Raw genomic sequence first — 22,311 nt, forward strand, 5'->3', positions numbered from 1 at the left:
ATGGATGGGAGGGGTGTGGCTGGTAGCTGCGGTGCTTTCGGGATGTACGGGGAAGGCGGTGGAGAGTTTTACATTGGAGGTGGATTTGCCAGCGCAATTTGAACTTAAAACGGCTGCCAACTACCGCCCCGCAACGGGTGAGACCTGCACCTTGCCTCGGCGGCGAGGCAAAAGACCTGAGCGGAAAGTCTTTTTTACAGACTACAAGCCTGTGGCGAGCAGTGTGAGTTACGAGTTGCCACTGACTGAAACAGTAGAAGGATGTCCGTTGGTCCTGCGCAGCGTGGAATTTGACTTCTATGCGAAGTGGGGGACGCGGAGTACGGATGTGGGCGGGAATTTCGGGAGTATTTCCATTCGAGACCGTTTGGAGGCCGACCTGCCTGGGATGCCCGAGTCGGGTGTGCAGGAAGTCCTTGGGCAATGTAAGTGGCACTTTCGGACGGTAGGGCCTTTGCATGCGATTAGAAAACTCCTGATCTGCAATTCATTGGATTCGATGGGTAACTTGCAAGAGTCGCGGGTAGGGGGCGTGGCGCAACGGCCGCAATTACCGGGGAAAAAGCTGAGGCTGGTGCTATCTGTCAGTGAGGATGAGTTACCTGCCTTTGATGATAGATGGGTAGCTGTGCCGGGTGGATGGCGGCGATGCAGAGGCAAGAGTTTCGAAGACCTTTTTGCATATTGCGCAGGTAACACGACGGACTTTAAACCCATAAAAATGCCGGACGGGCGCATATGCGACGTCTATCCAACATGCAAATAACAAGGACGAATTCATGAAGCTGGATGCATGGAAGCAAGCTTTTTTCAGTGAACGAATGCCTGCTTGCGCATTGAAAGGGCACTGGGTAAGTTTTCGTTTGGTCGATATGGCAGGCAATGGAAAAGCCTATGGCGGACTGCCATTTTCGGTCCATGACAGTTCAGGGAGACAGTACGTCGGTAAATTGAATGGCGAGGGTTTTGCCAGGCTGCAAGATTTCTACTGCGGCCCTGTTGTTCTCATGTTGGATGATTTGTATAGCGGGACTGAGGAGCCGTACTACCAGCTAAGAACGCGCCGAACGTACAAACTGCCTATCACCGAACTTCAAATTCGCGCTGAGCGAACTTTTTTTGGTAGTGCTGGCGGCAGACGCGTTGAGGGGGGGCCTGCCTACCAAGAAGCGGATGGGTTTTATCAGGTTGAAGTAAGCGATTTGGTACGCCATAGCGCTCATTTGCCCCGACCTGCTTCGTCAGCTTTGCGTCCCAAGCGCCATGCACTGAAAATGTTGGCCGATCTGGGCTTCGGCCCGCCTCAGCCTTCATTGGTGGGTATCGTACTGTTCCCCAACAAGCACACCGTTCTGGAAGTGCGACCACTACGGGCCTTACGCCCCATCTTATCCACCGAAGACGGCTTCTGCGCCCTTAACCTATACCAACTGGCATTGTTTGCTGCGTTGAGTTACTGCGATTTTGGACAGGCCCCCGCCGAAAAACCATTAGACGAAGTCCGGTTTCCGTTGGATCCGAGCGTTGGAAATTTATTCGCTGAACAGCTTTCGGTGTATCACGAAGCCTGGCGAATTGATCCGAAGCAATCACACCGTTTTTACCCGATCTACGAAGATATCCCTTACTCCCAACGCTTCGAAATCCTGCCGTTCGATCCCGTGTTGTATCCCCAAAATCGCCCGGAACGAAACGAAGAGCAGGAGCATCCCGCACGTTTGCACTTTTTCGATGATGAAAAATTCGGTACTGACACCCAGGCCTTCATCACCCACCACGATGAAGTCATCCTGATCTCTGTGCGAGGAACGGTCAGCCGTGCCGACGCATTACGTGACGCCGACGCCCATCAGGTGGCCTTCGAAGGCGGTGTTGGAAAAGCCCACGATGGTTTTTACCAGGCCTATCGGGCGCTGCGTAATTTCGTATTGCAATATCTTGATCAGTTTCACACCGGCCAGCGCATCGTAATGTGCGGCCACAGCCTCGGCGGCGCCATAGCACTGCTGTTGGCAGAAGGACTGCGCCGAACCCCAGACGCCCATTACAACATCCTGCTCTACACCTACGGCGCCCCCCGCGCCGCCGACTCTGAATTTACCGCCGGTGCCTCTTCCCTGGTCCACCACCGCATCGTCAACCACAACGACCCCGTCCCCAGCGTCCCGGCGCCCTGGATGAATACCACCGCCAAGCTCTGGATTCCCGGGGCCATCACGCTATTCAGCAACCCCGTACCCGGTGGCCTGTTGTTCGCCGCAGGGCTGGTGCGCGTGGGTGGTAACCCCTATCGACATCATGGCGAGCAATATCATTTCATGCCGATCACGCTCCCGGATGGCAGCCATTCTTCGGTGTTATGGAAGCCTGGCTGTGAATCCCTCCAAGAAGCGGGTTGCAACCGCGCATTGCAACTGCAGGGCGACATGCCCGACCGCGATAATGTGCTGAGGCAGCTGTTTCAAGCCGACCAGCACTTCATGACCACCAGCTACATCCCCGCGGCGTGGGCGACATTGCGCCGCTGGCAACAAACCCTGGAGAGTGAGGGCTCGTTGGTGACCCAGAGGGAATTCGAGCTGCTCGACCGGGCCTTTGAAGACATGCGCGAGCAACTACGGACCAAGCGGCGTGAACTTGCTCTGCGGCGCCCTGCCAATGATCGTAGCCATGAACCTACCGATGCCTTGAACGCAGAGATCGACCGTTTGCACACCAGCCGAGAGCGCTTGGCAAGCCTGCGCTGGCGTCGCCTGCAAGCCCGCGATGTCTACGGCAGCCATGCCTCTTCTGCACATCTGCAAGCGAGCCTCAAGCGTTGGTTCCGCCATCGCGAGAATCGTGAGCCGGCCCAATTCACCAGCGTCCCGCCGCCTTCCCACGATGAACAGGTACGGGTGCAAACGTTGGACATCGACTCAGTCGTCTAACCCACGCGGTTACATAAACTCTACCTGTGTCGGTTGCCGTTTCATCAGCACCTTGCCGTTGCGAATCGAATACAACGGCAAGCCCTGGCTACGTATGACTTCGTAGTCGCTGTCGGCCGACAGGATCAGCAGGTTGGCCGGGCGACCTGCTTGCAACCCATAACGATCGCCCAGGGCCATGGCTTTGGCACTGTTGTCGGTGACCAGGTCCAGGGCGTTTTGCAAATTGCGGTAACCGAGCATATGGCAGATGTGCAGACCGGCCTCCAGTACTCGCAGAATGTTGCCGTTACCCAGCGGGTACCAGGGATCGACGATGGAATCCTGGCCGAAACACACGTTCATGCCGGCCTCAAGCAGTTCGTTCACACGGGTGACACCACGGCGTTTCGGGAAGTTGTCGAAGCGTCCCTGCAGGTGGATGCTTTCGGTGGGGCACGAGACAAAGCTGATGCCGGAGTGTCCTAGCAGGCGAAACAGCTTGGCGCAGTAAGCATTGTCGTAGGAACCCATGGCGGTGGTATGGCTGGCGGTCACGCGGGCACCCATGTCGCGGCTGCGGGCTTCTTCCGCGAGGACTTCGAGAAAGCGTGAGTGGGGGTCGTCGGTTTCGTCGCAGTGCACGTCCACCAGGCAGCCAGTACGCTCGGCCAGATCCATGAGGAACTTCACCGAACTCACGCCTTGGTCGCGGGTGTATTCGAAGTGGGGGATGCCACCGATCACATCGGCACCCAGGCGAATGGCTTCTTCCATCAACTCACGACCATTGCGGAAGGACTCGATGCCTTCCTGGGGGAAGGCAACGATTTGCAGGTCGATCAGGTGGGTGCTCTCTTCACGTACCTCCAGCAGGGCCTTGAGTGCGGTGAGGTCCGGGTCGGTGACGTCGACATGGGTGCGCACATGCTGGATGCCATGGGCGGCGAGGGCCTGAATGGTTTTTTTGGCCCGGGCCTTGGTGTCTTCCAGAGTAATGGTGGCCTTGCGTTCGCCCCAGCACTCGATGCCTTCAAACAGCGTACCGCTCATGTTCCAGCGCGGCTCGCCGGCGGTGAGGGTGGCGTCGAGGTGGATGTGGGGCTCGACAAAGGGCGGTATGACCAGGTTGCCGGCGGCGTCCAAGTCGCCGGCCATCAGTGTGGGCGCTCCGGTTTGCGCAGTGATGCTGGCGATCCGGCCATTTTCCAGGTGCAGATCATGCAGGCCTTCACGGTTGCGCAGGCGGGCATTGATGATGTGCATGGGCAAGTTCCTCTTGGCTAAAAAATCAGGCAGACAGCCGCCAGATCCTCAGGACGATACCGATGTCCAGGCGGTCATGGCGCGTAGTATGGCGCTGAGCAGCACATAGGTCAGCGATGCGGCAAAAATTCCCACCAACGGCGCGACCCACGGCGAGTTGAACGCGACCACGGTACCCACCCCATACGCGATCAGACCTGGCCAATTGAATGCCGGTAAGTGAGCCTCTGCCAAGCGTGGATATTGGCCGCGATAGCGATAGAAGAAGTCCGCCATGATCACGCCTCCTATCGGCGGGATGACCGTGCCCAGCAGGATCAGGTACGGCACCAACAGGTCGTACATGCCGAACAAGGCGAGCAGGGTGCCTATCACCGCGCCGGCCAGGGTCACGCTCTTGCGACGCTGGGTACGCAGCAGGTTGCAACCGGCGACGGCGAAGTTGTAGATGGTGTTGTCCTGGGTGCTCCAGATATTGAGCAGCAACATCGCCATCGCCGCCGTGGCGAAACCTTGCAGCAGCAAGACTTCCACTACATCCGGTTGCTGATAGACGATGGCGCCATAGGCCCCGATCAGCACCATCAAACCATTGCCGACAAAAAAGCCGATCAGGCTGGCCAGCACCGCAACCTTGGCCGAGCGCGAAAACCTCGTCCAGTTGGTGGCCTGGGTTGCCCCGCTGACAAAGGTCCCGAACACCAGGGTGATGGCGGTGGACAAGTCCAGCTCAGCGCTGGGCACCACCGCCAGCAGCCCCTCCAGCCCGCCGACCTTTACGGTGGCGACCCACATCGACAGCATCAACAGGATGCCCATGGCCGGCACCGCGATGTAGGACAGGATTTCCAAGCCGCGATACCCCACGTAGGCGGTGGCGCAGAACAGTAAGCCAAATACCATCATCAGCCCCAGCACACTGCCCTGGCTCAATTGGAAATACTTGCCCAATACCACCGCAGCCGTGGCCGTGCCCCAGGCATACCAGCCGATCTGGGTAAAACCGAGGATCAAGTCACTGAGCTTGCTGCCCACTTCGCCAAAGCAGAAGCGCCCCATCAACACCGAGTTCAAGCCGCTCTTGAACGCGATGTAACCCAAGCCTGCGGCGTAGATACCCAACAACAGGTTCCCCAGGGCCACGACGCCGAGCATGTCGATGAAGCTGAACGCTACCCCCAGCTTGCCGCCGGCGAACATGGTCGCGGTAAAAAAGGTGAACCCCAGCAACACCATGGCCGTAGAGGCCAGACCCTTGCGCGCGTGCAAGGGGACTTCGCTGAGAGGGTAGTCGTTGCCGGGGTCTTGCTGCGTCATGGGGGCTGCTCCCTGAGTGGTGACCCAGGTCGTGTGCATCCTGCGTGCCAATGCAGGTGCAGGCAGGTATGCGCTGACGGGAGCAAGCCCTTTATAAGGTCTCCAGCCCAATCCAGCGCAAAAGCGGTGCAGCGGTGAGCCAAACTGGCTCAGTCGAATAGCGTCTGCGTGGTCTCACCCCGATTAAACGCAAAGGCAGCCTCAAGATCACTTTCAATCGTGCGCCCGCGAGACAGGGGCGGCAGGTCATCCAAGGTGAAAAAGCCGACTTCGGTGGTTTCAAAACCTGCCGTGGGTGCGAGTTGGTCCACCCGGTCACACAGGAAGTACAACTTGTAGAAGTCCCTCACATCCGGCCGGTACAAGCCCTTGGCCTTGTGCGTCACGCTGTATAGCGCCCTTGCGGTGACCGTGAGCCCGGCTTCTTCGTGGATTTCCTTGATGATGTTTTCGGCCGCCGACAAACCTATATCGGCATAACCACCCGGCAATGCCCAGCAGCCATCGGTCGATTCCCGTACCAGCAAAATTCGCTCACCTTCGATCACCGCACCGCGCACGTCGATCATCGGCGTCGAATAACGCTGGGCGAAATCCGAGACCAGGCCGGTGATACGCTCCAGCGGTACGTTGCCCAATTGCGCCAGCATGGTGTGGGCGATCAGGGCAATTTCTTCTAGGCGCTCGCGTTCGAAATCATTGGTGCAGAAATGCAACCCCGTGGAAGCCAGCGCCTGCAAGCGCTTGGCTTGGGCCAGCCAGGTGTTTTCCATCACGTCCTCCTGAAAGCATTCCCAAAAAAAACCACCCGCAGGTGGTTTTCCAGCACGTTATCGCTTATTCGCCGCGATAAATGCACCCACTGGTGCAGGTCTCGTGGATACGGATCGCACTGAGTTCCGGCAGCAAGGGTTTCAGTTCATTCCAGATCCACTTGGCCAGCACTTCGCTGGTGGGGTTTTCCAGGCCGGGAATGTCATTGAGGTAGTTGTGGTCGAGGCGTTCATAGAGCGGCTTGAAAATCGCTTTGATCTCCGAGAAGTCGCGAATCCAGCCGGTATGGGGATCCAGGTCGCCGCTCAGGTGGATGGCCACCTTGAACGAATGCCCATGCAGGCGCCCGCATTTGTGGCCTTCCGGTACGTGGGGCAGGCGGTGGGCGGATTCGAATGTAAATTCCTTGAAGATTTCCACAGTGTTTTCAGCTCGGTCAGGTGTCTGGCAGGCGGCGAGTTTAACAGCTTGATCAACCTCTGCGCATACCGCCCCTCATGTTGTAGGAGCAAGCTTGCTCGCGAAAAACCCAAGGGCGCCGCGTTAGTCCAGGCACCCTGCGTTATCGTTGACGACCTTCGCGAGCAAGCTCGCTCCTACACTTAAAGGGCGAGCAAACGGTCGCCGAGCTTGCCGTTATCCGCCAATGCCAAAAACTCATCCCCCAGCCGTTGGCTTTCGCTCATGGCAGTTTGCCAATATTTGTTGCGGCCAGGATCATCGCCCATAAAGCGCTTGAAGTCGCTGCGGTCTGGCAGCTTGCCGTGGGGCAGGCGGGCCAGGTAGTCCCTGGACGGCGCCAGCAGTAATACATCCTGCAAACCTTGCTGGTCGCTGCGCCGCCATGGCAGGCCCTTGTCGAACCAGCCTGGGATGACCCGGTCAGTAAAATGCGGATACAACACGATGTCATCGCCGTGGTAGGGCAGGTCGAGGTGGTAGTCCAGCAGGCCGCCGTCGCGGTAGGTGCCGGCCCCGGCCCCAGGCAGGTCGCGCACGCCTTGCATGACCATGGGGATCGAGCCGGACGCGAGCAACGCCTGGCGCAGGTTACCCACGTCCAGGGTGAGGAAGCGCGAGGGGAAATCCTTCAGGGGGTGTACAGGGGGCGCCTGGCGCGGGTCGTGGATGATCAGCCGCTCGAAATGCCGCGACAGCCGTGCGCGGCCCCGCAGGTTATCGGCAATCACCGATGACAGGCCCAGCCCCAGCCGCCCACGGTGGTCATCGGCGAGCAAACCGTGGCTCTTGACCACCATGATGTTCAGCCGATAGTCGGGGTTGTCCAGCACCCGCGCATCGCGCCCGGCCAGCAGGTCGTCGAGCATGCGTTGGCAGCTCTGGCTGACTTGCGCCATGGTCACGCCTTTGGCAAAGCGCTGCTCGTTGTACAGCCGGCCCAGGTCGAGCAAACCTTGCACCGGGTCGGGCAGGCAGGCGCTGGCAAACCGCCAGGAGCCAATGGACGCGCCGATCAGCGCACGCTCGCGCGGCGCACGGGGCAACCAATCACCGAACAGCGCCAGGTCGAGCCCTTGGATACCCAGGGCCTTGGGGCCGCCAGCCGCCCCGGGGAGGATACCGACGTCGGCAGGCGCAAGGCCCTGCTCGCGAATGCGGGTGATGGCGCGTTTACCGGCCTTGAGTGTCAAGGCCGGGAACTTGATATGGATGGCTGTCATACCGGTCTCTGTTGAGGCGAGCGGGGCAGTATAGGAAATCTCGCAGGCAGTGGGAAAAATGGCTCGACTGGAATTGCCATGGTGGCAATTCAGTTTCAGTTAAGTTGCAGCGCGTACCGTGGCCGGCGTAGGAAAACATCATGTAACGGAGACTTATCATGAAGCGCCTCACTGCCCTGGGCGCCGCCGCTATCATCCTCGTTACGGCGACCCCGGCCGCCGCCGTGGACCCCGACAAGCCACTGATCGTGCCGGCCACTGTTACAATTGTCGCTTTCGATCAACTGGAAGCTACGGCCCTGGCCCTTCACCCTGGTTCGACGCTGCTGGACACCGATTTGGATGAGGAATACGGCAAGTACGTCTATGAAGTCGAGCTACGAGATGCAGACGGCATTGAATGGGACGTTGAATTGAACGCGCTCACCGGGCAGGTTCTCAAGAATCATCAGGATACGTAATGAAGGTAAATTTACGCGTCGGCAGTCGCGTGGCGCTGGTGCTCATGGTGTTCTGTTCCAGCCTGGCGGCCCGCGACCTCAACCAGGACGAAGCCCTGGCCCTGCGCCAACAAGGCGTCATCCTGCCATTGGAACAGCTGTTGCAGCAGGCCATGGCGCGATACCCCGGCTCACGGCTGCTGGAAGCCGAACTGGAAAAGAAACACGGGCAATACGCCTATGAAGTGGAACTGGTGACCACCGAGGGCGTGGTGCGCGAGATCAAGCTGGATGCCACCAATGGCGACCTGATCAAAGATGAGGAAGACTGATGCGCCTGCTCCTGGTGGAAGACAACGTGCCCCTGGCCGACGAACTGATGGCCGGCCTGCAGCGCCAGGGCTATGCGGTCGACTGGCTGGCCGATGGCCGCGACGCCGTGTATCAAGGGCGCAGCGAACCCTATGACCTAATCATCCTCGACCTTGGCCTGCCAGGGTTGCCTGGGCTTGACGTGCTAGCGCAATGGCGCGCCGCCTCGTTGGCCATACCAGTGCTGATCCTCACGGCCCGCGATTCCTGGGCCGAGCGTATCGAAGGGCTCAAGGCCGGCGCCGATGATTACCTGAGCAAACCCTTTCACCCCGAAGAGCTGTACCTGCGCATCCAGTCGCTGCTGCGCCGCTCCCATGGCCAGACGAACCAGCCCACCCTGCAAGCTGCCGGCCTGCATCTGGATGAAGGGCGCCAGTGCGTGCTACGTGACGGCGCCGAGATCCAGCTGACGGCTGCCGAGTTTCGTTTGTTGCGCTATTTCATGCTGCATCCCGAACAGATCCTGTCCAAAAGCCACCTGGCCGAACACTTGTATGACGGCGAGACCGAGCGCGACTCTAATGTGCTGGAGGTGCACGTCAACCATCTAAGGCGCAAATTGGGCCGCAGCGTGATCGAGACCCGGCGTGGCCAGGGCTACCGTTTCGGCGCCACCCCGGCATGAGGTCGATCCAGCGGCGCTTGAGCCTGGGGTTGATCAGCGTGATGGTGATTGTCGGCGTGGTGCTGGCGCAAACCAGCCTGTGGTTGTTCGAGGCGGGTTTGCAACGCTACCTTGAAGCGGGCTTGCGCAACGACAGCGAAAATCTGCTGGTGGCGCTGGTGCGTGGGCCCAACGGCGTGCAGTTGGATGAGCAACGCCTGTCGCCGGCGTACCAGCGGCCGTTTTCCGGGCATTACTTTCGTGTCGACTTTGCCGATGTGCATTGGCGCTCCCGTTCATTGTGGGACCAGGAACTGCCCCGGCTCGCGGTGGCGGGGCTCAAGGGCAACCTGCAACTGGGGCCCGAAGGCCAGCAACTGTTGGTGCTGCGCTCGGACTACAAGCGCTTCGGCCAATCGATTTCCATCAGCGTGGCCCAGGACTACACGCCTGTGCGCGAAAGCTTTCGCCTGATGCGCCAGGTCGGCCTGGTGATGGGGCTGGCGGCGCTGCTGTTGGTGCTGATCCTGCAACGGGTCACCGTGCGCCGTGCCCTGCGCCCCCTGGAGACCGCACGCAACCAGATCGCCCAACTGCAACAAGGCCAGCGCTCGCAACTCGACACCCAAGTGCCGCTTGAGCTGGAGCCCCTGGTGGCGCAGATCAACCACCTGTTGGCGCACACCGAAGACAGCCTCAAGCGCTCCCGCAACGCCCTCGGCAACCTGGGGCATGCGCTGAAAACCCCGCTGGCAGTGTTGTTGAGCGCCGCCTCCAGTGACGCCCTCAAGGATCATCCGCAACTGAGCCAGTTGCTGCGCGAGCAATTGGAGCAGGTGCAGCAGCGCCTCAACCGTGAACTCAACCGTGCGCGCCTGGCGGGCGATGCCTTGCCGGGCGCGTTGTTTGACTGTGAACAAGAGCTGCCCGGTTTACTGGCCACCCTGCGCATGATCCACGGCGAACACCTGGACCTCAGCTATCAGGTGGCGCCGGGCCTGCAACTGCCCTGGGACCGTGAAGACCTGCTGGAACTGCTGGGCAATCTGTTGGACAACGCCTGTAAATGGGCGGACGCCGAGGTATGCCTGAGCGTCAGCGAGACGCCCCAGGGCTATCGGCTGGGGGTGGAAGACGACGGCCCCGGCATCCCTGAGGCTCAGCGCGACCAAGTGTTTAGCCGTGGCGCACGCCTGGATGAGCAAAGGGTTGGCCATGGCCTGGGTTTGGGGATCGTGCGCGACATTGTTGAGGTGTGGGGTGGGGTGTTGCAACTGCAGGAGAGTGAGCTGGGTGGGCTCAAGGTATTGATCCAGTTGCCACGCCGCTGACACTGGCACACCGCTGCTCAAAATGTGGGAGCTGGCTTGCCTGCGATAGCATCGACTCGGTTTACCTGAAATACCGAGGTGTCTGCATCGCCTACTGTAGGAGCGAGCTTGCTCGCGAAAAACGTCAACGATAACGCGGGCATCCTGAATGAACGCCGCGCCTGTGAGTTTTTCGCGAGCAAGCTCGCTCCTACAAAAAAACCTTAACGGACTGGCATTGGGGCAAGCCCGACTCCCACAGAAAAGCCTAGCTACATTCAGACCCTGAACTGATCCATCAACCCCTGCTGCTGGTTCGCCAGGCTGTTCAACGCCTGGCTGACCCGCGCCGATTCATTGGCCTGCTCCGACAACGATTCGGTCACATCGCGAATGGTCGCCACGTTGCTGTTGATCTCTTCGGCCACGGCGCTTTGCTCTTCCGCGGCGCTGGCGATTTGCAGGTTCATGTCGCTGATCACCGTGACCGCATCGCCAATCTGGCGCAAGGCGGTGACGGCCTGGCCGACCTGTTCGACGCTGCCCTGGGCCTGGCGATAGCTGTTGCCCATGGAACCGACCACGTCGCTGGTACCGGTTTGCAATTGTTCGATCACCAGGCGGGTTTCTTCCACCGATTCCTGGGTGCGCCGTGCCAGGTTGCGCACTTCGTCGGCGACCACGGCAAAACCGCGGCCGGCTTCACCGGCGCGAGCGGCTTCGATGGCGGCGTTGAGCGCCAGCAGGTTGGTCTGCTCGGCGATGCCGCGAATCACTTCGAGCACCGAGCCGATTTGTTCGCTGTTGGCGGCCAAGCCTTCAACTTGGGTCATAGCGGTGCTCATGTCGGCGGCGAGCTCGCCAATGTTGGCGGTGGTGCGGTCGATAACCGTCAAGCCTTGGCGAGTCGCCTGGTCGGCATCTCGGGCGGCTTGGGCCGCCTGGGCGGCGCTGCGGGCCACGTCCTGGGCGGTGGCGCTCATTTCGTGGGATGCGGTAGCCACCTGATCCACCTGGCGGTACTGCTGCTCCATGCCGGCGCTGGTTTGCGTGGCAATGGCTGCGGACTGGTCGGCGGTGCCGCGAGCGTCCTGCACCGAGCGTTTGACCTCGGCAATGATCGGCTGCAGCTTGTCGAGGAAACGGTTGAACCAGCCGGCCAATTGGCCCAGTTCGTCCTGTTTGGCATAGGCCAGGCGCCGGGTCAGGTCGCCTTCGCCGCTGGCGATATCCTCAAGCATGTGCGCCACGCCGAGGATTGGCCGGGTCACGCTGCGTGCCATCAGCCACACCAGGATCAAGCCGACCACGGCGGCCAGCAGGCCCAGGCCCAGTTCCAGCAGGGTGCCTTTGGCGTTGTCGGCGTCCAGCTGGTTTTTCAGCGCTTCGGCGGGGGCGACCAGGACTTTTTCCGGTACATCCAGCAATACGCCCCACGCCTTACCGCCGGGAATCGGCGCAAAAGGCGCCAGTACCTTGAGTTGGTGGTCGGTGCGCAGGCTGCGGGTCTGGGTACTGCTGGCCAAGGCACTGGTCAGCTGTGCGCCGCTGGCCGGGTCGACCTGCTCCAGGCGTTGGCTGAGTTTGCTGGCATCCGGGCTGTAGCCAGCCAATAAGCCAGTGGCGCTGAGGATGCTGACCTGGGTCTGGCCGTCGTACAGTTTCTGGCTGGCCTGTTGGCTGACCGCCTGCAGGCTGTTGAGGTTGATATCCACCGACAGCGAGGCGATGACTTTGCCATTGACCATCAGCGGGAACACGATGCTGGTCATCAGCACGTTCTGGCCGTCGATCACATAGAAGTAGGGCTCGATCACACAAGGCTTGAGAGTCGTGCGCGGGCAGGTGAACCAGGCGTTGGCCTTTTCGCCGCTGGGGCCGATGGAGGTGTCGGCCATGTCGCTCTCGGGCAGCGCCATCGAGGTGATTTTCCCCGGCGTCGGTTGCGACCAGTACAGCGCGAAACGGCCTTTGTCATTGCTGCCCAGTTCCGCCTGGTTGGCGAACAGTTCGTCCTTGCCGTCCAGCGCATTGGCTTCGAACACCAGGGACAGGCCGAGCAGGTCGGGGTTGGCCTGCAGGGCGGCCTTGACCTGGCGCGTCAGGTCTTCACGGGTGTCGAAGGCATCGAGAAAGCGCTTCTCGGCCTGCTCGCGCAAAAACAACACCTGGCGGGAAAAGCCATGGCCGTACTGGTAAGCATCCATGAACTGCTGGCGAATGCCCAGCGCTTGCACTTCGCCTTGGGCCTCGATGCGCGACTGGGCAGCTTCGTCGAGCATCTGCATGCTGGACGCCTTGACCTGCTGTGAGCTCTGCGCCATGCGATACAGCGACAGACCCACCAGCAGGGTCACGATCCCCAGCAGGCAGAGGCCCGCCAGCAGGGTGATTTTCCATTGAATGGAGAGCTGCCTGAGCGACATCGGGACATCCTTACCTGAAAGCACATAGAGACAGCGTATCGGCCAGTGCCGGTAATTCTTTATCTGTGCAGAGGGCTTTGCCTCACCACAGTTTTTGACATGACAGCCCAGCTCCTGCAAAGTGCGCGCCCTCTAATAAGACCTCTTTCAAGCCTGCACGCCGGCAGCTGTTCCCATGGGCCGCGCGCGGGCATGCCTGTCTTTTTTGTTTCTGCTTGAGGTAACCATGATTAACGCAGTCATCGCCGCGGTCGGCACCATGCTGGTACTCAGCCTGTCCCGCGTGCATGTGGTCATCGCCATTATCGTCGGCGCCCTGGTGGGCGGCTTGACCGGTGGTCTAGGCATCGAGGCCACGCTCAAGGCCTTCAACGGCGGGCTGGGCGGCGGCGCAACCGTGGCCTTGTCCTACGCATTGCTCGGTGCTTTCGCCGTGGCGATTGCCAAGTCCGGCCTGGCCCATGCGCTGGCGGACAAAGCCTTGCTGCTGGTGGACCGCCAGGACGCCAGCGGTGGCAACCACGTCAAATGGCTGCTGATCGGCCTGTTGTGGGTGGTGGCGATTGCCTCGCAGAACATCTTGCCGATCCACATTGCGTTTATTCCGCTGCTGGTACCGCCGCTGCTGTATGTACTGACCAAGCTGCAACTGGACCGTCGCCTGATCGCCTGCGTGATGACCTTCGGCCTGATCACCCCGTACATGTTTCTGCCGGTGGGCTTTGGCAATATCTTCCTCAATCAGATCCTGCTGGCCAACGTCGCCAAGAGCGGGGTGGATATCAGTGGGGTCAACGTCACCCACGCCATGGGCCTGCCGGCGCTGGGCATGGTGGTCGGCCTGCTGGTGGCGGTGCTGATCAGCTACCGCAAAAAGCGTGTGTACGACCTGAAGAAAATCGAACGTGTCGAGCAAGTGGCGGTGCAGTACAACCCGCTGACCCTGCTGGTGGCCGGCCTGGCAATTGCCTCGGCGTTCATCATCCAGCTGTGGTTGGACTCGATGATCATCGGCGCCCTGGCCGGGTTCCTGATCTTCTCGGTGTCGGGCATCGTGCGCTGGCGCGACACCGATGACCTGTTCACCGAAGGCATGAAAATGATGGCGATGATCGGCTTCATCATGATCGCGTCCTCAGGTTTTGCCGAAGTGCTCAAGGCCACCGGTGACGTGAACTCGCTGGTGCAAGCCTCGGCAGCGTTCATCGGCCATAGCCGGGGCGTCGGGGCGTTGTTGATGCTGCTGGTGGGGTTGTTGGTGACCATGGGCATCGGCTCGTCGTTTTCCACGGTGCCGATCCTCGCGGCGATTTTCGTGCCGCTGTGTGTGCAGTTGGGCTTCAGCCCGGTGGCCATCGTGTGCATCGTTGGTACCGCCGGTGCCTTGGGCGACGCCGGTTCGCCTGCCTCGGACTCCACCCTCGGCCCCACCTCCGGCCTGAACATCGACGGCCAGCACCACCATATCTGGGACACCGTGGTACCGACCTTCCTGCACTACAACCTGCCGCTGCTGGCGTTCGGCTGGCTGGCCGCGATGACGCTCTGATCCAGGCGAGAACCTCTGTGGCGAGGGAGCTTGCTGCCGCTGGGCTGCGAAGCAGCCCCAAAAAAGCGTGCGGGCGCTGCGCACCCCAGCGGCAGCAAGCTGCCTCGCCACACAAGCTCGCTCCTACAGTAATCGCTCACATGGCCGTTAACCTCTCAAGTCGCCACTAACAAGAGAGAAAAGCCATGCGTCTGAGTTTGAAGGCCAAAGTCCTGGCCCTTGCTGTCGTGCCGGTGTTGTTGTTTGCCGTGGTCATCAGCCTGACCACCGTGTGGATTCTGCAGGGCCAGGCCCGCAACGAGGTGGATGAAACCCGTCAGCGCCTGCTCAACGACGCCAAGGCCACCCTGCAAAGTTATGTGGAGGTAGCCATGACCACCATCAAGCCGCTCTACGACGCGGCAGCCCCCGGCGACAGCGCGGCGCGGGCGCAGGTGGTCAAGTTGTTATCCAATACCAGCTACGGCAAAGACGGCTATTTCTTCGGCTACGACTCCGAAACCATCCGCCTGTTCAAGGGCAACAGCCCGGACGGCGTGGGCAAAAGCTTCAAGGACAACCGCGACCCCAACGGCGTCTACGTCAACCGCGACCTGGTGAAGGTTGGCAAGGACGGCACCCACTACCTGCAATACAGTTCGACCCAGCCCGGCCAGACCGAACTGGTGCCCAAGCTCGGCTATACCGAGTACCTGCCCAAGTGGGACATGGTGATCGGCACCTCGGTGAACCTTGATGGCATCGACGCCCAAGTGGCGGTGGTGCAGGCAAAAGTCGAGAAGCGCATGCAAGGCGTACTGTTGAGCATTCTCGGCGTCGCCGTGGTGGTGTTGCTGGTGATCGCCGCCGTGGGCATGCTGCTGGCCAATACCATCCTGCGCCCGCTGCACCTGATGAAGGCCAACCTCGATGACATCGCCGCGGGTGAAGGCGACCTGACGCGCCGCCTGGCCATTACCAGCCAGGATGAACTCGGCGACCTGGCCGGTGCATTCAACCGCTTTGTCGATAAAATCCACGGCCTGGTGCGCCAGATCACCGACATGACCGCCCAACTCACCGGGCTGGTGAGCCAGGTGTCCGACCAGGCCCAGCGCTCTGAACAGGCCATGGAACGCCAGCGCCACGAGACCGACCAGGTGGCCACCGCGATCAATCAGATGTCCTCGGCGGCCCACGAAGTGGCACGCAGTGCCCAAGGCGCCGCCGTCGCTGCGCAGCAGACCGACGCCGAAGGCCAGGCCGCCAAGCGGGTGGTGGACGGCAGCATCGCGCAGATCCATGCGCTGGTGAACGACATCCGCAGCAGCGGCGTGTCCCTGGACAGCCTGCAGCAGGATGTGTCGTCAATCGTCAGTGTGCTCGGCGTGATCCGCTCCATCGCCGAGCAAACCAACCTGCTGGCGCTCAACGCTGCCATCGAGGCCGCACGGGCTGGGGAGGCTGGGCGTGGCTTTGCTGTGGTCGCCGATGAAGTGCGTGCCCTGGCCAGTCGCACCCAAACCAGCACCCAGGAAATCCAGGGCATGATCGATCGCCTGCAGAAAGGCACCGAGGCGGCCGTGGACGCTATGCGCCGCTCCAGCGATGCCGGCGACGGCACCTCGGCCCAGGCCAACCAGGCCGGCGCGTCCCTGGACACCATGGCGCAACTGATTGGCACCATCAACTCAATGAACGCCCAGATCGCCAGCGCCGCGGAAGAGCAGACCGCCGTGGCGGAAGAGATCAACCGCAGCGTGCATCAGATTGCGGTAGCGGTGGACAGCGTGGCGGACGAAACCCAGTTGGGCGCTCAGACGTCTCGCAGCCTGGCAGACCTGGGCCAGCGCCTCGGGCAGTTGGTAGGCCAGTTCAGGATCTGATCCATCCAACCCACGGCAGGGTTTAAACGTCGCGCATCAGCAGGCCAAAACGCAGGTCCATCTGCGCCGGAATCGGCACATACACCGTATGCCCGTCCCCCGGCGCCACCTCAATGCTTTCGCCCTTGGCGTTATGCAGGCTCGGCAAGTCAAAATGAAAATTGCCGGCGGGCGTCATCAACTCCAGGTGGTCGCCCAGCACAAAGCGATTCTTCACCTTCACTTCGGCCAACGCGCCACGTCGTTCGCCAGTCAGCTCCCCGACGAACTGCTGGCGCTCGGAAACCGAGCTGCCGTTCTGGTAGTTCTGGTATTCATCGTGCACGTGGCGGCGCAGGAAACCTTCGGTGTAGCCACGCTGGGCCAGGGACTCGAGGTTGGTCATCAAGCCGCGGTCAAACGCCCGGCCGGCCACTGCGTCATCGATGGCCTGGCGGTAGACCTGGGTGGTGCGCGCGCAGTAGAAGTGGGACTTGGTGCGGCCTTCGATCTTCAACGAATGCACGCCCATCTGTGCCAGGCGCTCCACATGCTGCACGGCCCGCAGGTCCTTGGCGTTCATGATGTAGGTGCCGTGTTCGTCTTCGAAAGCGGGCATGGGGTCATCGGGGCGATTGGCCTCTTGTAGCAGGAACACCTGATCGGTGGGTGTGCCGATGCCCAATGTGGGTTGATATTCATGGACGATATCGCCAGTGGCATTCTCCACGGCCGGCGTGGCCTGGTATTTCCAGCGGCAGGCATTGGTGCAAGTGCCCTGGTTGGCATCGCGTTTGTTCATATAGCCCGACAGCAGACACCGCCCGGAATAGGCCATGCACAAGGCGCCATGTACAAACACCTCCAACTCCATCGTCGGCACCTGCTGGCGGATTTCGCCAATCTCTTCCAGAGACAGCTCCCGCGACAGAATCACCCTGCAAATGCCTTGTTGCTGCCAGAACGCCACGCTGGCCCAATTCACCGTATTGGCCTGCACCGACAGGTGGATCGGCATCTGCGGGAAGTGCTGGCGCACCAGCATGATCAGCCCAGGATCGGACATGATCAGCGCATCCGGGCCCATGGCGATCACGGGCGCCAGGTCCTTGAGGAAGGTCTTGAGCTTGGCGTTGTGCGGCGCAATGTTCACCACCACGTAGAAGCGCTTGCCCAGGTCATGGGCTTCCTGGATGCCGAGGGCCAGGTTGGCGTGGTCGAACTCGTTGTTGCGCACCCGCAGGCTGTAGCGCGGCTGGCCGGCGTAGACCGCGTCGGCACCGTAGGCGAAGGCGTAGCGCATGTTTTTCAGGGTTCCGGCGGGAGCGAGCAGTTCGGGGGCAGTTATCGGGCGCATGGGTGTGGGTCGCAAAAAGGCGCGAGGGTAGTGCTGGAGCGATAACGGGATATTGACCCAGGTCTAAATAACGCGATCTATGCTTGTTCGATAAACAAGGGCACTCCCACGTTTGGCTGCGGACTAAGCAACAGGGCCGCCATCGGCCCTGTTTTTCTGACATGGACCGGACATGAATCAAACCAACCTGCAATTCAAAACCCTGTTGCTGCTACTGGCCTTGGTCACCGTGGCTTTTATCTGGATATTGCTGCCGTTCTACGGTGCGGTGTTCTGGGCGGTGATCCTGGGCATTATCTTTGCGCCGATGCAGCGCCGCCTGCAGCAACGTTTTAGCTGGAACCGCAACCTGACCTCCCTGACCACCTTGATGGTGTGCCTGGTGATCGCGATTCTGCCGGTGATCATCACCAGTGCTTTGCTGGTGCAAGAGGGGGCCACGCTCTACAAAAACATCGAGAGCGGCAAACTCGACGTAGCGGGTTATATCGAGCAATTCAAGAACGTCCTACCCCCGTATTTCCAGCAGTTGCTCGACCGTTTTGGCATGGGCAACCTCGAAGGGCTGCGGGAAAAGGTCGTCAAGGGCGCGATGCAGGGCAGTCAGTTCTTTGCCTCCCAGGCGTTCAGCTTCGGCCAGGGTACGTTTGATTTCCTGGTGAGCTTTTTCATCATGCTGTACCTGCTGTTTTTCCTGCTGCGCGATGGCCCGGAACTGGTACGCAAGGTGCGCACGGCAGTACCGTTGGCCGAGCCGCAAAAGCGTCGCCTGCAGCTCAAGTTCAACCGCGTGGTGCGCGCCACGGTCAAGGGCAACGTGCTGGTGGCTGTGACCCAAGGTGCGCTGGGAGGCTTGATCTTTTGGTTCCTGGACATCCCGAGTGCCTTGCTCTGGGCCGTGCTGATGGCGTTCCTGTCACTACTGCCTGCGGTGGGTGCCGGGCTGGTCTGGGGGCCGGTGGCGGTTTATTTCCTGTTGAGCGGTTCGATCTGGCAGGGCGTGGTGCTGGGGCTGTTCGGGGTGTTCGTGATTGGCCTGGTGGACAACGTGCTACGCCCGATCCTGGTGGGCAAGGACACCAAGATGCCGGACTACCTGATCCTGATCTCGACCTTGGGCGGCCTGTCGGTGTTCGGCCTTAACGGCTTTGTGATCGGGCCGCTGGTGGCAGCGTTGTTCATGTCGTGCTGGGCGTTGTTCGTCGAAACCAAGCCGCGGGTCAAGTTGCCATTGCCGTAGCTTTCAGGCCTCGAGCCTGAAGTCGGTTGCCATTCGGCGCTGTGTTTCGGCATCGGATAACGAAGTGAGCGGGCCGCTGATCGGCTCGCCATCGCGCACAACGTACCAGCAGGCGAGCAAGCCCAGTTTGCGCAGAGGGGCGGGGACGGCGCTGCCGATGACGGACATGATTTGAATAGTGGGCATAAGTACCTCCAAACGTTATGGAGGTCACCTTACGGTTTGCCGGTGCCTGGGAAAAATCACCTGGCTCGATAGTCGACATCAACGTCAGGCGTTAATCCACCACCTGGTCGAGCATGTTCACCACTTCGTGCTCACTGAGCAGGCCCTTGCGCACCAGGTTTTCTGCCAGCAATGCCAGGAACTTGGCGCTGCGATGGCCTTCAAGGTGCTTGAGTTCAGTCAAGGCGCTGTAGACCTTGCTGGAGGTGCAAAGGCCGGCGGTGCGGTGCGGGTTTTGTGTGGGCATGGTCAATCGTCCTTAATTGTTATTGGCTGGACTGAGTCGATAGTGCGACTGTTTTGTGACGCAAACATGACAGCGCAGCCCGTCATCGATCAAGAGGATATTTGACGCTTATCATGTGGGATTGCTGCTCGTACGTTGTTCTCACAGCGACACTGGCAGGACTAATCCGGACTTCCCAGGCAAAAAAAGGCCCCGCGTGTGGGCGAGGCCTGTGGCTGTCAACGGATTAAAACTTACCAACCATGGCGGTAGTAGCCGTGGGGCGGGCCGTAATAACCGCGAGGCGGCCCATAATAACCGCGCGGTGGGCCGTAGTAGACGGGCGCCGGGCGATAGTAAACCTGCTGTTGCACATACACCGGTGGCGGTGGCGCGTAGTAGACCGGCGGCGGCGCGGCATACACCGGCTGCGGCTGCACATACACCGGTTGTTGCACGTACACCTCACGCGGCTGGCTGGCAACCACAGAGCCGACTACCGCTGCGCCGACAAGCGCACCGAACACGGCCGGGCCACCCCAACCACCACCGTGGGCGGAGGCTTGGCCGGCCATCGCGAGTGCGCCGATAAGCAAGGCGATCCTGGGGAGTTTACGCATGATGGTCTTTCCTCGGTTAGTCCCTGCGCTTGTGGTCTGCAATCAATAGACTCAAGGATTGTCGCGGGGATACTTTTAAGACAACGTATTTCGAGAAAACAGCACGGCCAATGGGTAAAGGTTGTGTAAGGTCTGTAGCGATTTGCTTACTTCAAGGAGTTATCCATGCAGACGCACCCCAACAAGGACACCCAACTGTGCATGTCGCTGTCGGCGCGCCCTGGGAACTTTGGCCTGCGTTTTCATAACCACCTGTATGAACAGCTGGGTCTGAATTTTTACTATAAAGCCTTCAGCAGCCAGGACTTGCCCGGCGCGATCGGCGGTATCCGCGCCCTGGGTGTGCGGGGTTGCGGGGTGTCCATGCCGTTCAAGGAGGCCGCCATTGCCTTGATGGACGAACTCGACGATTCGGTTCAAGCCATCGACTCCCTGAACACCATCGTCAACACCAACGGCTACCTCAAGGCTTACAACACCGACTACATCGCCATCGAGCAATTGCTGAAAAAACACGCGGTGCCCAAGGACTCCAGCTTCGCCCTGCGCGGCAGCGGCGGCATGGCCAAGGCGGTCGCCAGCGCCTTGCGTGACGGAGGGTACGCCAATGGCGTGATCGTGGCGCGTAATGAGGTGGCGGGCCAGGCATTGGCCAGGAACCTGGGGTATCAGTGGCAGGCGGATCTGGGCAGCCTGCGGCCACAGATGCTGATCAACGTGACACCCATCGGCATGACCGGCGGGGTCGAGGCGGATGCGTTGGCGTTTGAGGCCGAGGCAATCGATCAGGCTGAGACGGTCTTCGATGTGGTGGCGATCCCGGCGGAAACGCCGTTGATCGTGCGTGGTCGTGCCCAGGGCAAGCGGGTGATTACCGGGCTGGAGGTGATCGCTATCCAGGCGTTGGAGCAGTTTGTGCTTTATACCGGCGTGCGGCCTACTCAGGAGCAGTTCGAGGCAGCGGTGGCCTTCGCCCGCAGCTGAAGCCTTACACCAATCCACTGTGGGAGCTGGCTTGCCTGCGAAGACGGCCTCACAGTCGACACCGTAATACCGAGTACATATCCATTCCTGCGGTAACGGCTACTTAGGGTTCCGCTCTGACAGCGGCTCACTTTTGAAAAGCGCAAAAGTAAGCAAAACGCTCTTGCCCCACCACTCGGCACCTCGCTCAGGCTCGGTGTGCCCGAACGCAGGCTTGAATCCGTGGGCCGCCGCCACGCGCCATCCATGGCGCGGGGCGGCTAACCCGGCGTCCTGCCGGGTTACCCACGAATTCAAGCCTGCGTTCGGCCAGCGTGGTTTAACGGGGCGCCTAAGATCAAAAGCAGAGCAAGATCAAGAGCGGCTCGCTTCGCATCGTAGTTACCGTCGGCTGCTGCAACCTACAAAGTTGTGTCGATACCAATGGCTATCGCAGGCAAGCCAGCTCCCACATGTTTATCTGCGTTATGCCTGTTCCAGCTGCGCCAGCCGTTCTTCCAGTGCGGCAATCCGCGCTTCCAGCTCTTCAATCCGCTCCACCGAAACAGCCCCCGCGCTACGCTCTACCGGATTCCCCCGTGCGGTCATAATCGCTTCAATATCTGCCGGGTCCCCTAGTGCATGGGTATACCGGTCTTCCCGCTGCCCCGCCTGACGCGGCACCAGAAGCGCCAGCCCTCGTGCAATCAGGCGTTCGAGCTGATGCACAACCTGTTCGGCATCCTCAAAGTCATGCATACGCCCGCTGCGGGTGAGCAACTCGTTGACGGTCTGCGGCCCCCGCAGGAACAGCAGCCCGGTCAGGATCACCTGGGCCGGCACCAGTTCCAGGGCCTTGTCCACACGGTGCTCCCAGCGGTCGGCGCGGCTGCCCATCACCAGGCGCGTGAAGCCTTGGCCTTCGAGCGCGCGCAGGCTCTGGCCGACCTGGCCTTGGCTGAGGTTCATCACCGGCTCGCGGCTGGTCTTCTGGTTGCAGGCCAGCACCAAGGCGTTGAGGGTGAGGGGGTAGGTTTCCGGGTTGGTCGCCTGTTTTTCGATCAGGCAGCCCAGGATGCGGATTTCCGTGCTGTTCAGGCGCGGCTCAGGGGTGTCGGTGTCGTGCTCGGCGGTCATCGCGCTTTCCCTATGCAGTGAAGCCCCTTAGCCTAAGCTTGAAAAAA

General features: G+C 60.7%; 21 protein-coding genes and 2 pseudogenes. 11 read left to right on the top strand and 12 right to left on the bottom strand.

Annotated features, from left to right (window positions below; translation table 11 throughout):
• Window positions 1–4 precede the first annotated feature (4 nt).
• Both GIV26_RS25085 and GIV26_RS25090 read left to right on the top strand, forming a co-directional pair.
• A complete protein-coding gene (locus GIV26_RS25085; protein ID WP_236282666.1) occupies window positions 5–766 on the top strand; it encodes a hypothetical protein in 762 nt (253 codons plus the stop codon).
• A 13-nt stretch (window positions 767–779) separates the two neighbouring features.
• Entirely contained in the window at window positions 780–2,930 is a 2,151-nt protein-coding gene (locus GIV26_RS25090) for a lipase family protein (protein WP_236282632.1), read from the top strand.
• A gap of 9 nt (window positions 2,931–2,939) precedes the next feature.
• On the opposite strand, the gene codA is transcribed toward GIV26_RS25090, so the two are convergent.
• From codA to GIV26_RS25115, 5 genes are all read right to left on the bottom strand, one after another.
• On the bottom strand, window positions 2,940–4,175 hold the full coding sequence (gene codA, locus GIV26_RS25095; protein ID WP_054922302.1) for a cytosine deaminase: 1,236 nt from the start codon (window positions 4,173–4,175) through the stop codon (window positions 2,940–2,942).
• 48 nt (window positions 4,176–4,223) lie between these two features.
• Window positions 4,224–5,492 carry a cytosine permease gene (codB, locus tag GIV26_RS25100; RefSeq protein ID WP_236282634.1) on the bottom strand — a complete coding sequence of 423 codons (1,269 nt, stop codon included), beginning with the start codon at window positions 5,490–5,492 and terminating at the stop codon, window positions 4,224–4,226.
• Window positions 5,493–5,641: 149 nt separating this feature from the next.
• A complete protein-coding gene (locus tag GIV26_RS25105; protein ID WP_236282636.1) occupies window positions 5,642–6,265 on the bottom strand; it encodes an NUDIX hydrolase in 624 nt (207 codons plus the stop codon).
• Between the two features lie 64 nt (window positions 6,266–6,329).
• Entirely contained in the window at window positions 6,330–6,686 is a 357-nt protein-coding gene (gene queD, locus GIV26_RS25110; RefSeq protein ID WP_003190259.1) for a 6-carboxytetrahydropterin synthase QueD, read from the bottom strand.
• A gap of 182 nt (window positions 6,687–6,868) precedes the next feature.
• A complete protein-coding gene (locus tag GIV26_RS25115) occupies window positions 6,869–7,948 on the bottom strand; it encodes a patatin-like phospholipase family protein (protein ID WP_236282638.1) in 1,080 nt (359 codons plus the stop codon).
• Window positions 7,949–8,106: 158 nt separating this feature from the next.
• On the opposite strand from GIV26_RS25115, the gene GIV26_RS25120 reads away from it, so the two are divergent.
• The 4 genes from GIV26_RS25120 to GIV26_RS25135 are packed head-to-tail and all read left to right on the top strand — an operon-like array spanning window position 8,107 to window position 10,698.
• Complete coding sequence (locus GIV26_RS25120) at window positions 8,107–8,409, top strand: PepSY domain-containing protein (RefSeq protein ID WP_034125808.1); 303 nt, start codon at window positions 8,107–8,109, stop codon at window positions 8,407–8,409.
• Window positions 8,409–8,720 carry a PepSY domain-containing protein gene (locus tag GIV26_RS25125; protein ID WP_003190266.1) on the top strand — a complete coding sequence of 104 codons (312 nt, stop codon included), beginning with the start codon at window positions 8,409–8,411 and terminating at the stop codon, window positions 8,718–8,720. The genes GIV26_RS25120 and GIV26_RS25125 overlap by 1 nt, the downstream gene beginning before the upstream one ends.
• Entirely contained in the window at window positions 8,720–9,388 is a 669-nt protein-coding gene (locus tag GIV26_RS25130; RefSeq protein ID WP_096144348.1) for a response regulator transcription factor, read from the top strand. Before GIV26_RS25125 ends, GIV26_RS25130 begins: the two co-directional genes overlap by 1 nt.
• On the top strand, window positions 9,385–10,698 hold the full coding sequence (locus GIV26_RS25135; RefSeq protein WP_236282640.1) for a sensor histidine kinase: 1,314 nt from the start codon (window positions 9,385–9,387) through the stop codon (window positions 10,696–10,698). The genes GIV26_RS25130 and GIV26_RS25135 overlap by 4 nt, the downstream gene beginning before the upstream one ends.
• 257 nt (window positions 10,699–10,955) lie before the next feature.
• On the opposite strand, the gene GIV26_RS27440 is transcribed toward GIV26_RS25135, so the two are convergent.
• Window positions 10,956–11,711, bottom strand: a complete 756-nt coding sequence (locus tag GIV26_RS27440) for a methyl-accepting chemotaxis protein (RefSeq protein WP_370694801.1) — start codon at window positions 11,709–11,711, stop codon at window positions 10,956–10,958.
• A 102-nt stretch (window positions 11,712–11,813) separates the two neighbouring features.
• Window positions 11,814–13,103: pseudogene (locus GIV26_RS27445) on the bottom strand (HAMP domain-containing protein); the annotation flags it as partial.
• Between the two features lie 229 nt (window positions 13,104–13,332).
• Between GIV26_RS27445 and GIV26_RS25145 the strand changes: the two are divergent.
• The 3 genes and pseudogenes from GIV26_RS25145 to GIV26_RS27455 all read left to right on the top strand — a co-directional run bounded on the left by GIV26_RS25145 (window position 13,333) and on the right by GIV26_RS27455 (window position 16,517).
• Window positions 13,333–14,652, top strand: a complete 1,320-nt coding sequence (locus GIV26_RS25145; protein WP_161793214.1) for a Na+/H+ antiporter family protein — start codon at window positions 13,333–13,335, stop codon at window positions 14,650–14,652.
• A gap of 185 nt (window positions 14,653–14,837) precedes the next feature.
• Window positions 14,838–15,659: pseudogene (locus GIV26_RS27450) on the top strand (cache domain-containing protein); the annotation flags it as partial.
• Window positions 15,660–15,761: 102 nt separating this feature from the next.
• Entirely contained in the window at window positions 15,762–16,517 is a 756-nt protein-coding gene (locus GIV26_RS27455) for a methyl-accepting chemotaxis protein (protein ID WP_370004746.1), read from the top strand.
• 22 nt (window positions 16,518–16,539) lie between these two features.
• On the opposite strand, the gene trhP is transcribed toward GIV26_RS27455, so the two are convergent.
• On the bottom strand, window positions 16,540–17,853 hold the full coding sequence (gene trhP, locus GIV26_RS25155) for a prephenate-dependent tRNA uridine(34) hydroxylase TrhP (protein WP_236282642.1): 1,314 nt from the start codon (window positions 17,851–17,853) through the stop codon (window positions 16,540–16,542).
• Between the two features lie 172 nt (window positions 17,854–18,025).
• Here trhP and GIV26_RS25160 point away from each other — a divergent pair, with 172 nt between their 5' ends.
• Window positions 18,026–19,093, top strand: a complete 1,068-nt coding sequence (locus tag GIV26_RS25160) for an AI-2E family transporter (RefSeq protein WP_019818663.1) — start codon at window positions 18,026–18,028, stop codon at window positions 19,091–19,093.
• Between the two features lie 3 nt (window positions 19,094–19,096).
• On the opposite strand, the gene GIV26_RS25165 is transcribed toward GIV26_RS25160, so the two are convergent.
• The 3 genes from GIV26_RS25165 to GIV26_RS25175 all read right to left on the bottom strand — a co-directional run bounded on the left by GIV26_RS25165 (window position 19,097) and on the right by GIV26_RS25175 (window position 20,164).
• Complete coding sequence (locus GIV26_RS25165; protein WP_034125803.1) at window positions 19,097–19,279, bottom strand: hypothetical protein; 183 nt, start codon at window positions 19,277–19,279, stop codon at window positions 19,097–19,099.
• Window positions 19,280–19,370: 91 nt separating this feature from the next.
• Window positions 19,371–19,565: a hypothetical protein gene (locus tag GIV26_RS25170; RefSeq protein WP_003190284.1), complete on the bottom strand. Its 195-nt coding sequence runs from the start codon at window positions 19,563–19,565 to the stop codon at window positions 19,371–19,373.
• A gap of 233 nt (window positions 19,566–19,798) precedes the next feature.
• Window positions 19,799–20,164 (bottom strand): hypothetical protein, encoded by a 366-nt coding sequence (locus tag GIV26_RS25175; protein ID WP_003190286.1) that lies wholly within the window; start codon window positions 20,162–20,164, stop codon window positions 19,799–19,801.
• 165 nt (window positions 20,165–20,329) lie between these two features.
• On the opposite strand from GIV26_RS25175, the gene GIV26_RS25180 reads away from it, so the two are divergent.
• On the top strand, window positions 20,330–21,148 hold the full coding sequence (locus GIV26_RS25180) for a shikimate 5-dehydrogenase (RefSeq protein ID WP_236282650.1): 819 nt from the start codon (window positions 20,330–20,332) through the stop codon (window positions 21,146–21,148).
• Window positions 21,149–21,613: 465 nt separating this feature from the next.
• Here the strand turns inward: GIV26_RS25180 and GIV26_RS25185 are convergent, their stop codons facing one another.
• Complete coding sequence (locus tag GIV26_RS25185) at window positions 21,614–22,264, bottom strand: YceH family protein (RefSeq protein WP_054898808.1); 651 nt, start codon at window positions 22,262–22,264, stop codon at window positions 21,614–21,616.
• Between the last annotated feature and the right edge of the window lie 47 nt (window positions 22,265–22,311).

The organism is Pseudomonas sp. PA-1-3F, assembly GCF_021609665.1.
Classification (GTDB): Bacteria; Pseudomonadota; Gammaproteobacteria; order Pseudomonadales; family Pseudomonadaceae; genus Aquipseudomonas; species Aquipseudomonas paracarnis.

Bases quoted from the DNA above. Each gene is read 5' to 3' on its own strand.
- GIV26_RS25165 (WP_034125803.1), bottom strand. From the start codon at position 19,279: ATGCCCACTATTCAAATCATGTCCGTCATCGGCAGCGCCGTCCCCGCC.
- GIV26_RS25105 (WP_236282636.1), bottom strand. From the start codon at position 6,265: ATGGAAAACACCTGGCTGGCCCAAGCCAAGCGCTTGCAGGCGCTGGCT.
- GIV26_RS25120 (WP_034125808.1), top strand. From the start codon at position 8,107: ATGAAGCGCCTCACTGCCCTGGGCGCCGCCGCTATCATCCTCGTTACG.
- GIV26_RS25135 (WP_236282640.1), top strand. From the start codon at position 9,385: ATGAGGTCGATCCAGCGGCGCTTGAGCCTGGGGTTGATCAGCGTGATG.
- GIV26_RS27455 (WP_370004746.1), top strand. From the start codon at position 15,762: ATGGAACGCCAGCGCCACGAGACCGACCAGGTGGCCACCGCGATCAAT.
- GIV26_RS25125 (WP_003190266.1), top strand. From the start codon at position 8,409: ATGAAGGTAAATTTACGCGTCGGCAGTCGCGTGGCGCTGGTGCTCATG.
- GIV26_RS25185 (WP_054898808.1), bottom strand. From the start codon at position 22,264: ATGACCGCCGAGCACGACACCGACACCCCTGAGCCGCGCCTGAACAGC.
- GIV26_RS25130 (WP_096144348.1), top strand. From the start codon at position 8,720: ATGCGCCTGCTCCTGGTGGAAGACAACGTGCCCCTGGCCGACGAACTG.
- codA (WP_054922302.1), bottom strand. From the start codon at position 4,175: ATGCACATCATCAATGCCCGCCTGCGCAACCGTGAAGGCCTGCATGAT.
- codB (WP_236282634.1), bottom strand. From the start codon at position 5,492: ATGACGCAGCAAGACCCCGGCAACGACTACCCTCTCAGCGAAGTCCCC.
- GIV26_RS27440 (WP_370694801.1), bottom strand. From the start codon at position 11,711: ATGGAGCAGCAGTACCGCCAGGTGGATCAGGTGGCTACCGCATCCCAC.
- GIV26_RS25175 (WP_003190286.1), bottom strand. From the start codon at position 20,164: ATGCGTAAACTCCCCAGGATCGCCTTGCTTATCGGCGCACTCGCGATG.
- GIV26_RS25115 (WP_236282638.1), bottom strand. From the start codon at position 7,948: ATGACAGCCATCCATATCAAGTTCCCGGCCTTGACACTCAAGGCCGGT.
- GIV26_RS25085 (WP_236282666.1), top strand. From the start codon at position 5: ATGGGAGGGGTGTGGCTGGTAGCTGCGGTGCTTTCGGGATGTACGGGG.
- GIV26_RS25160 (WP_019818663.1), top strand. From the start codon at position 18,026: ATGAATCAAACCAACCTGCAATTCAAAACCCTGTTGCTGCTACTGGCC.
- GIV26_RS25170 (WP_003190284.1), bottom strand. From the start codon at position 19,565: ATGCCCACACAAAACCCGCACCGCACCGCCGGCCTTTGCACCTCCAGC.
- trhP (WP_236282642.1), bottom strand. From the start codon at position 17,853: ATGCGCCCGATAACTGCCCCCGAACTGCTCGCTCCCGCCGGAACCCTG.
- GIV26_RS25180 (WP_236282650.1), top strand. From the start codon at position 20,330: ATGCAGACGCACCCCAACAAGGACACCCAACTGTGCATGTCGCTGTCG.
- GIV26_RS25090 (WP_236282632.1), top strand. From the start codon at position 780: ATGAAGCTGGATGCATGGAAGCAAGCTTTTTTCAGTGAACGAATGCCT.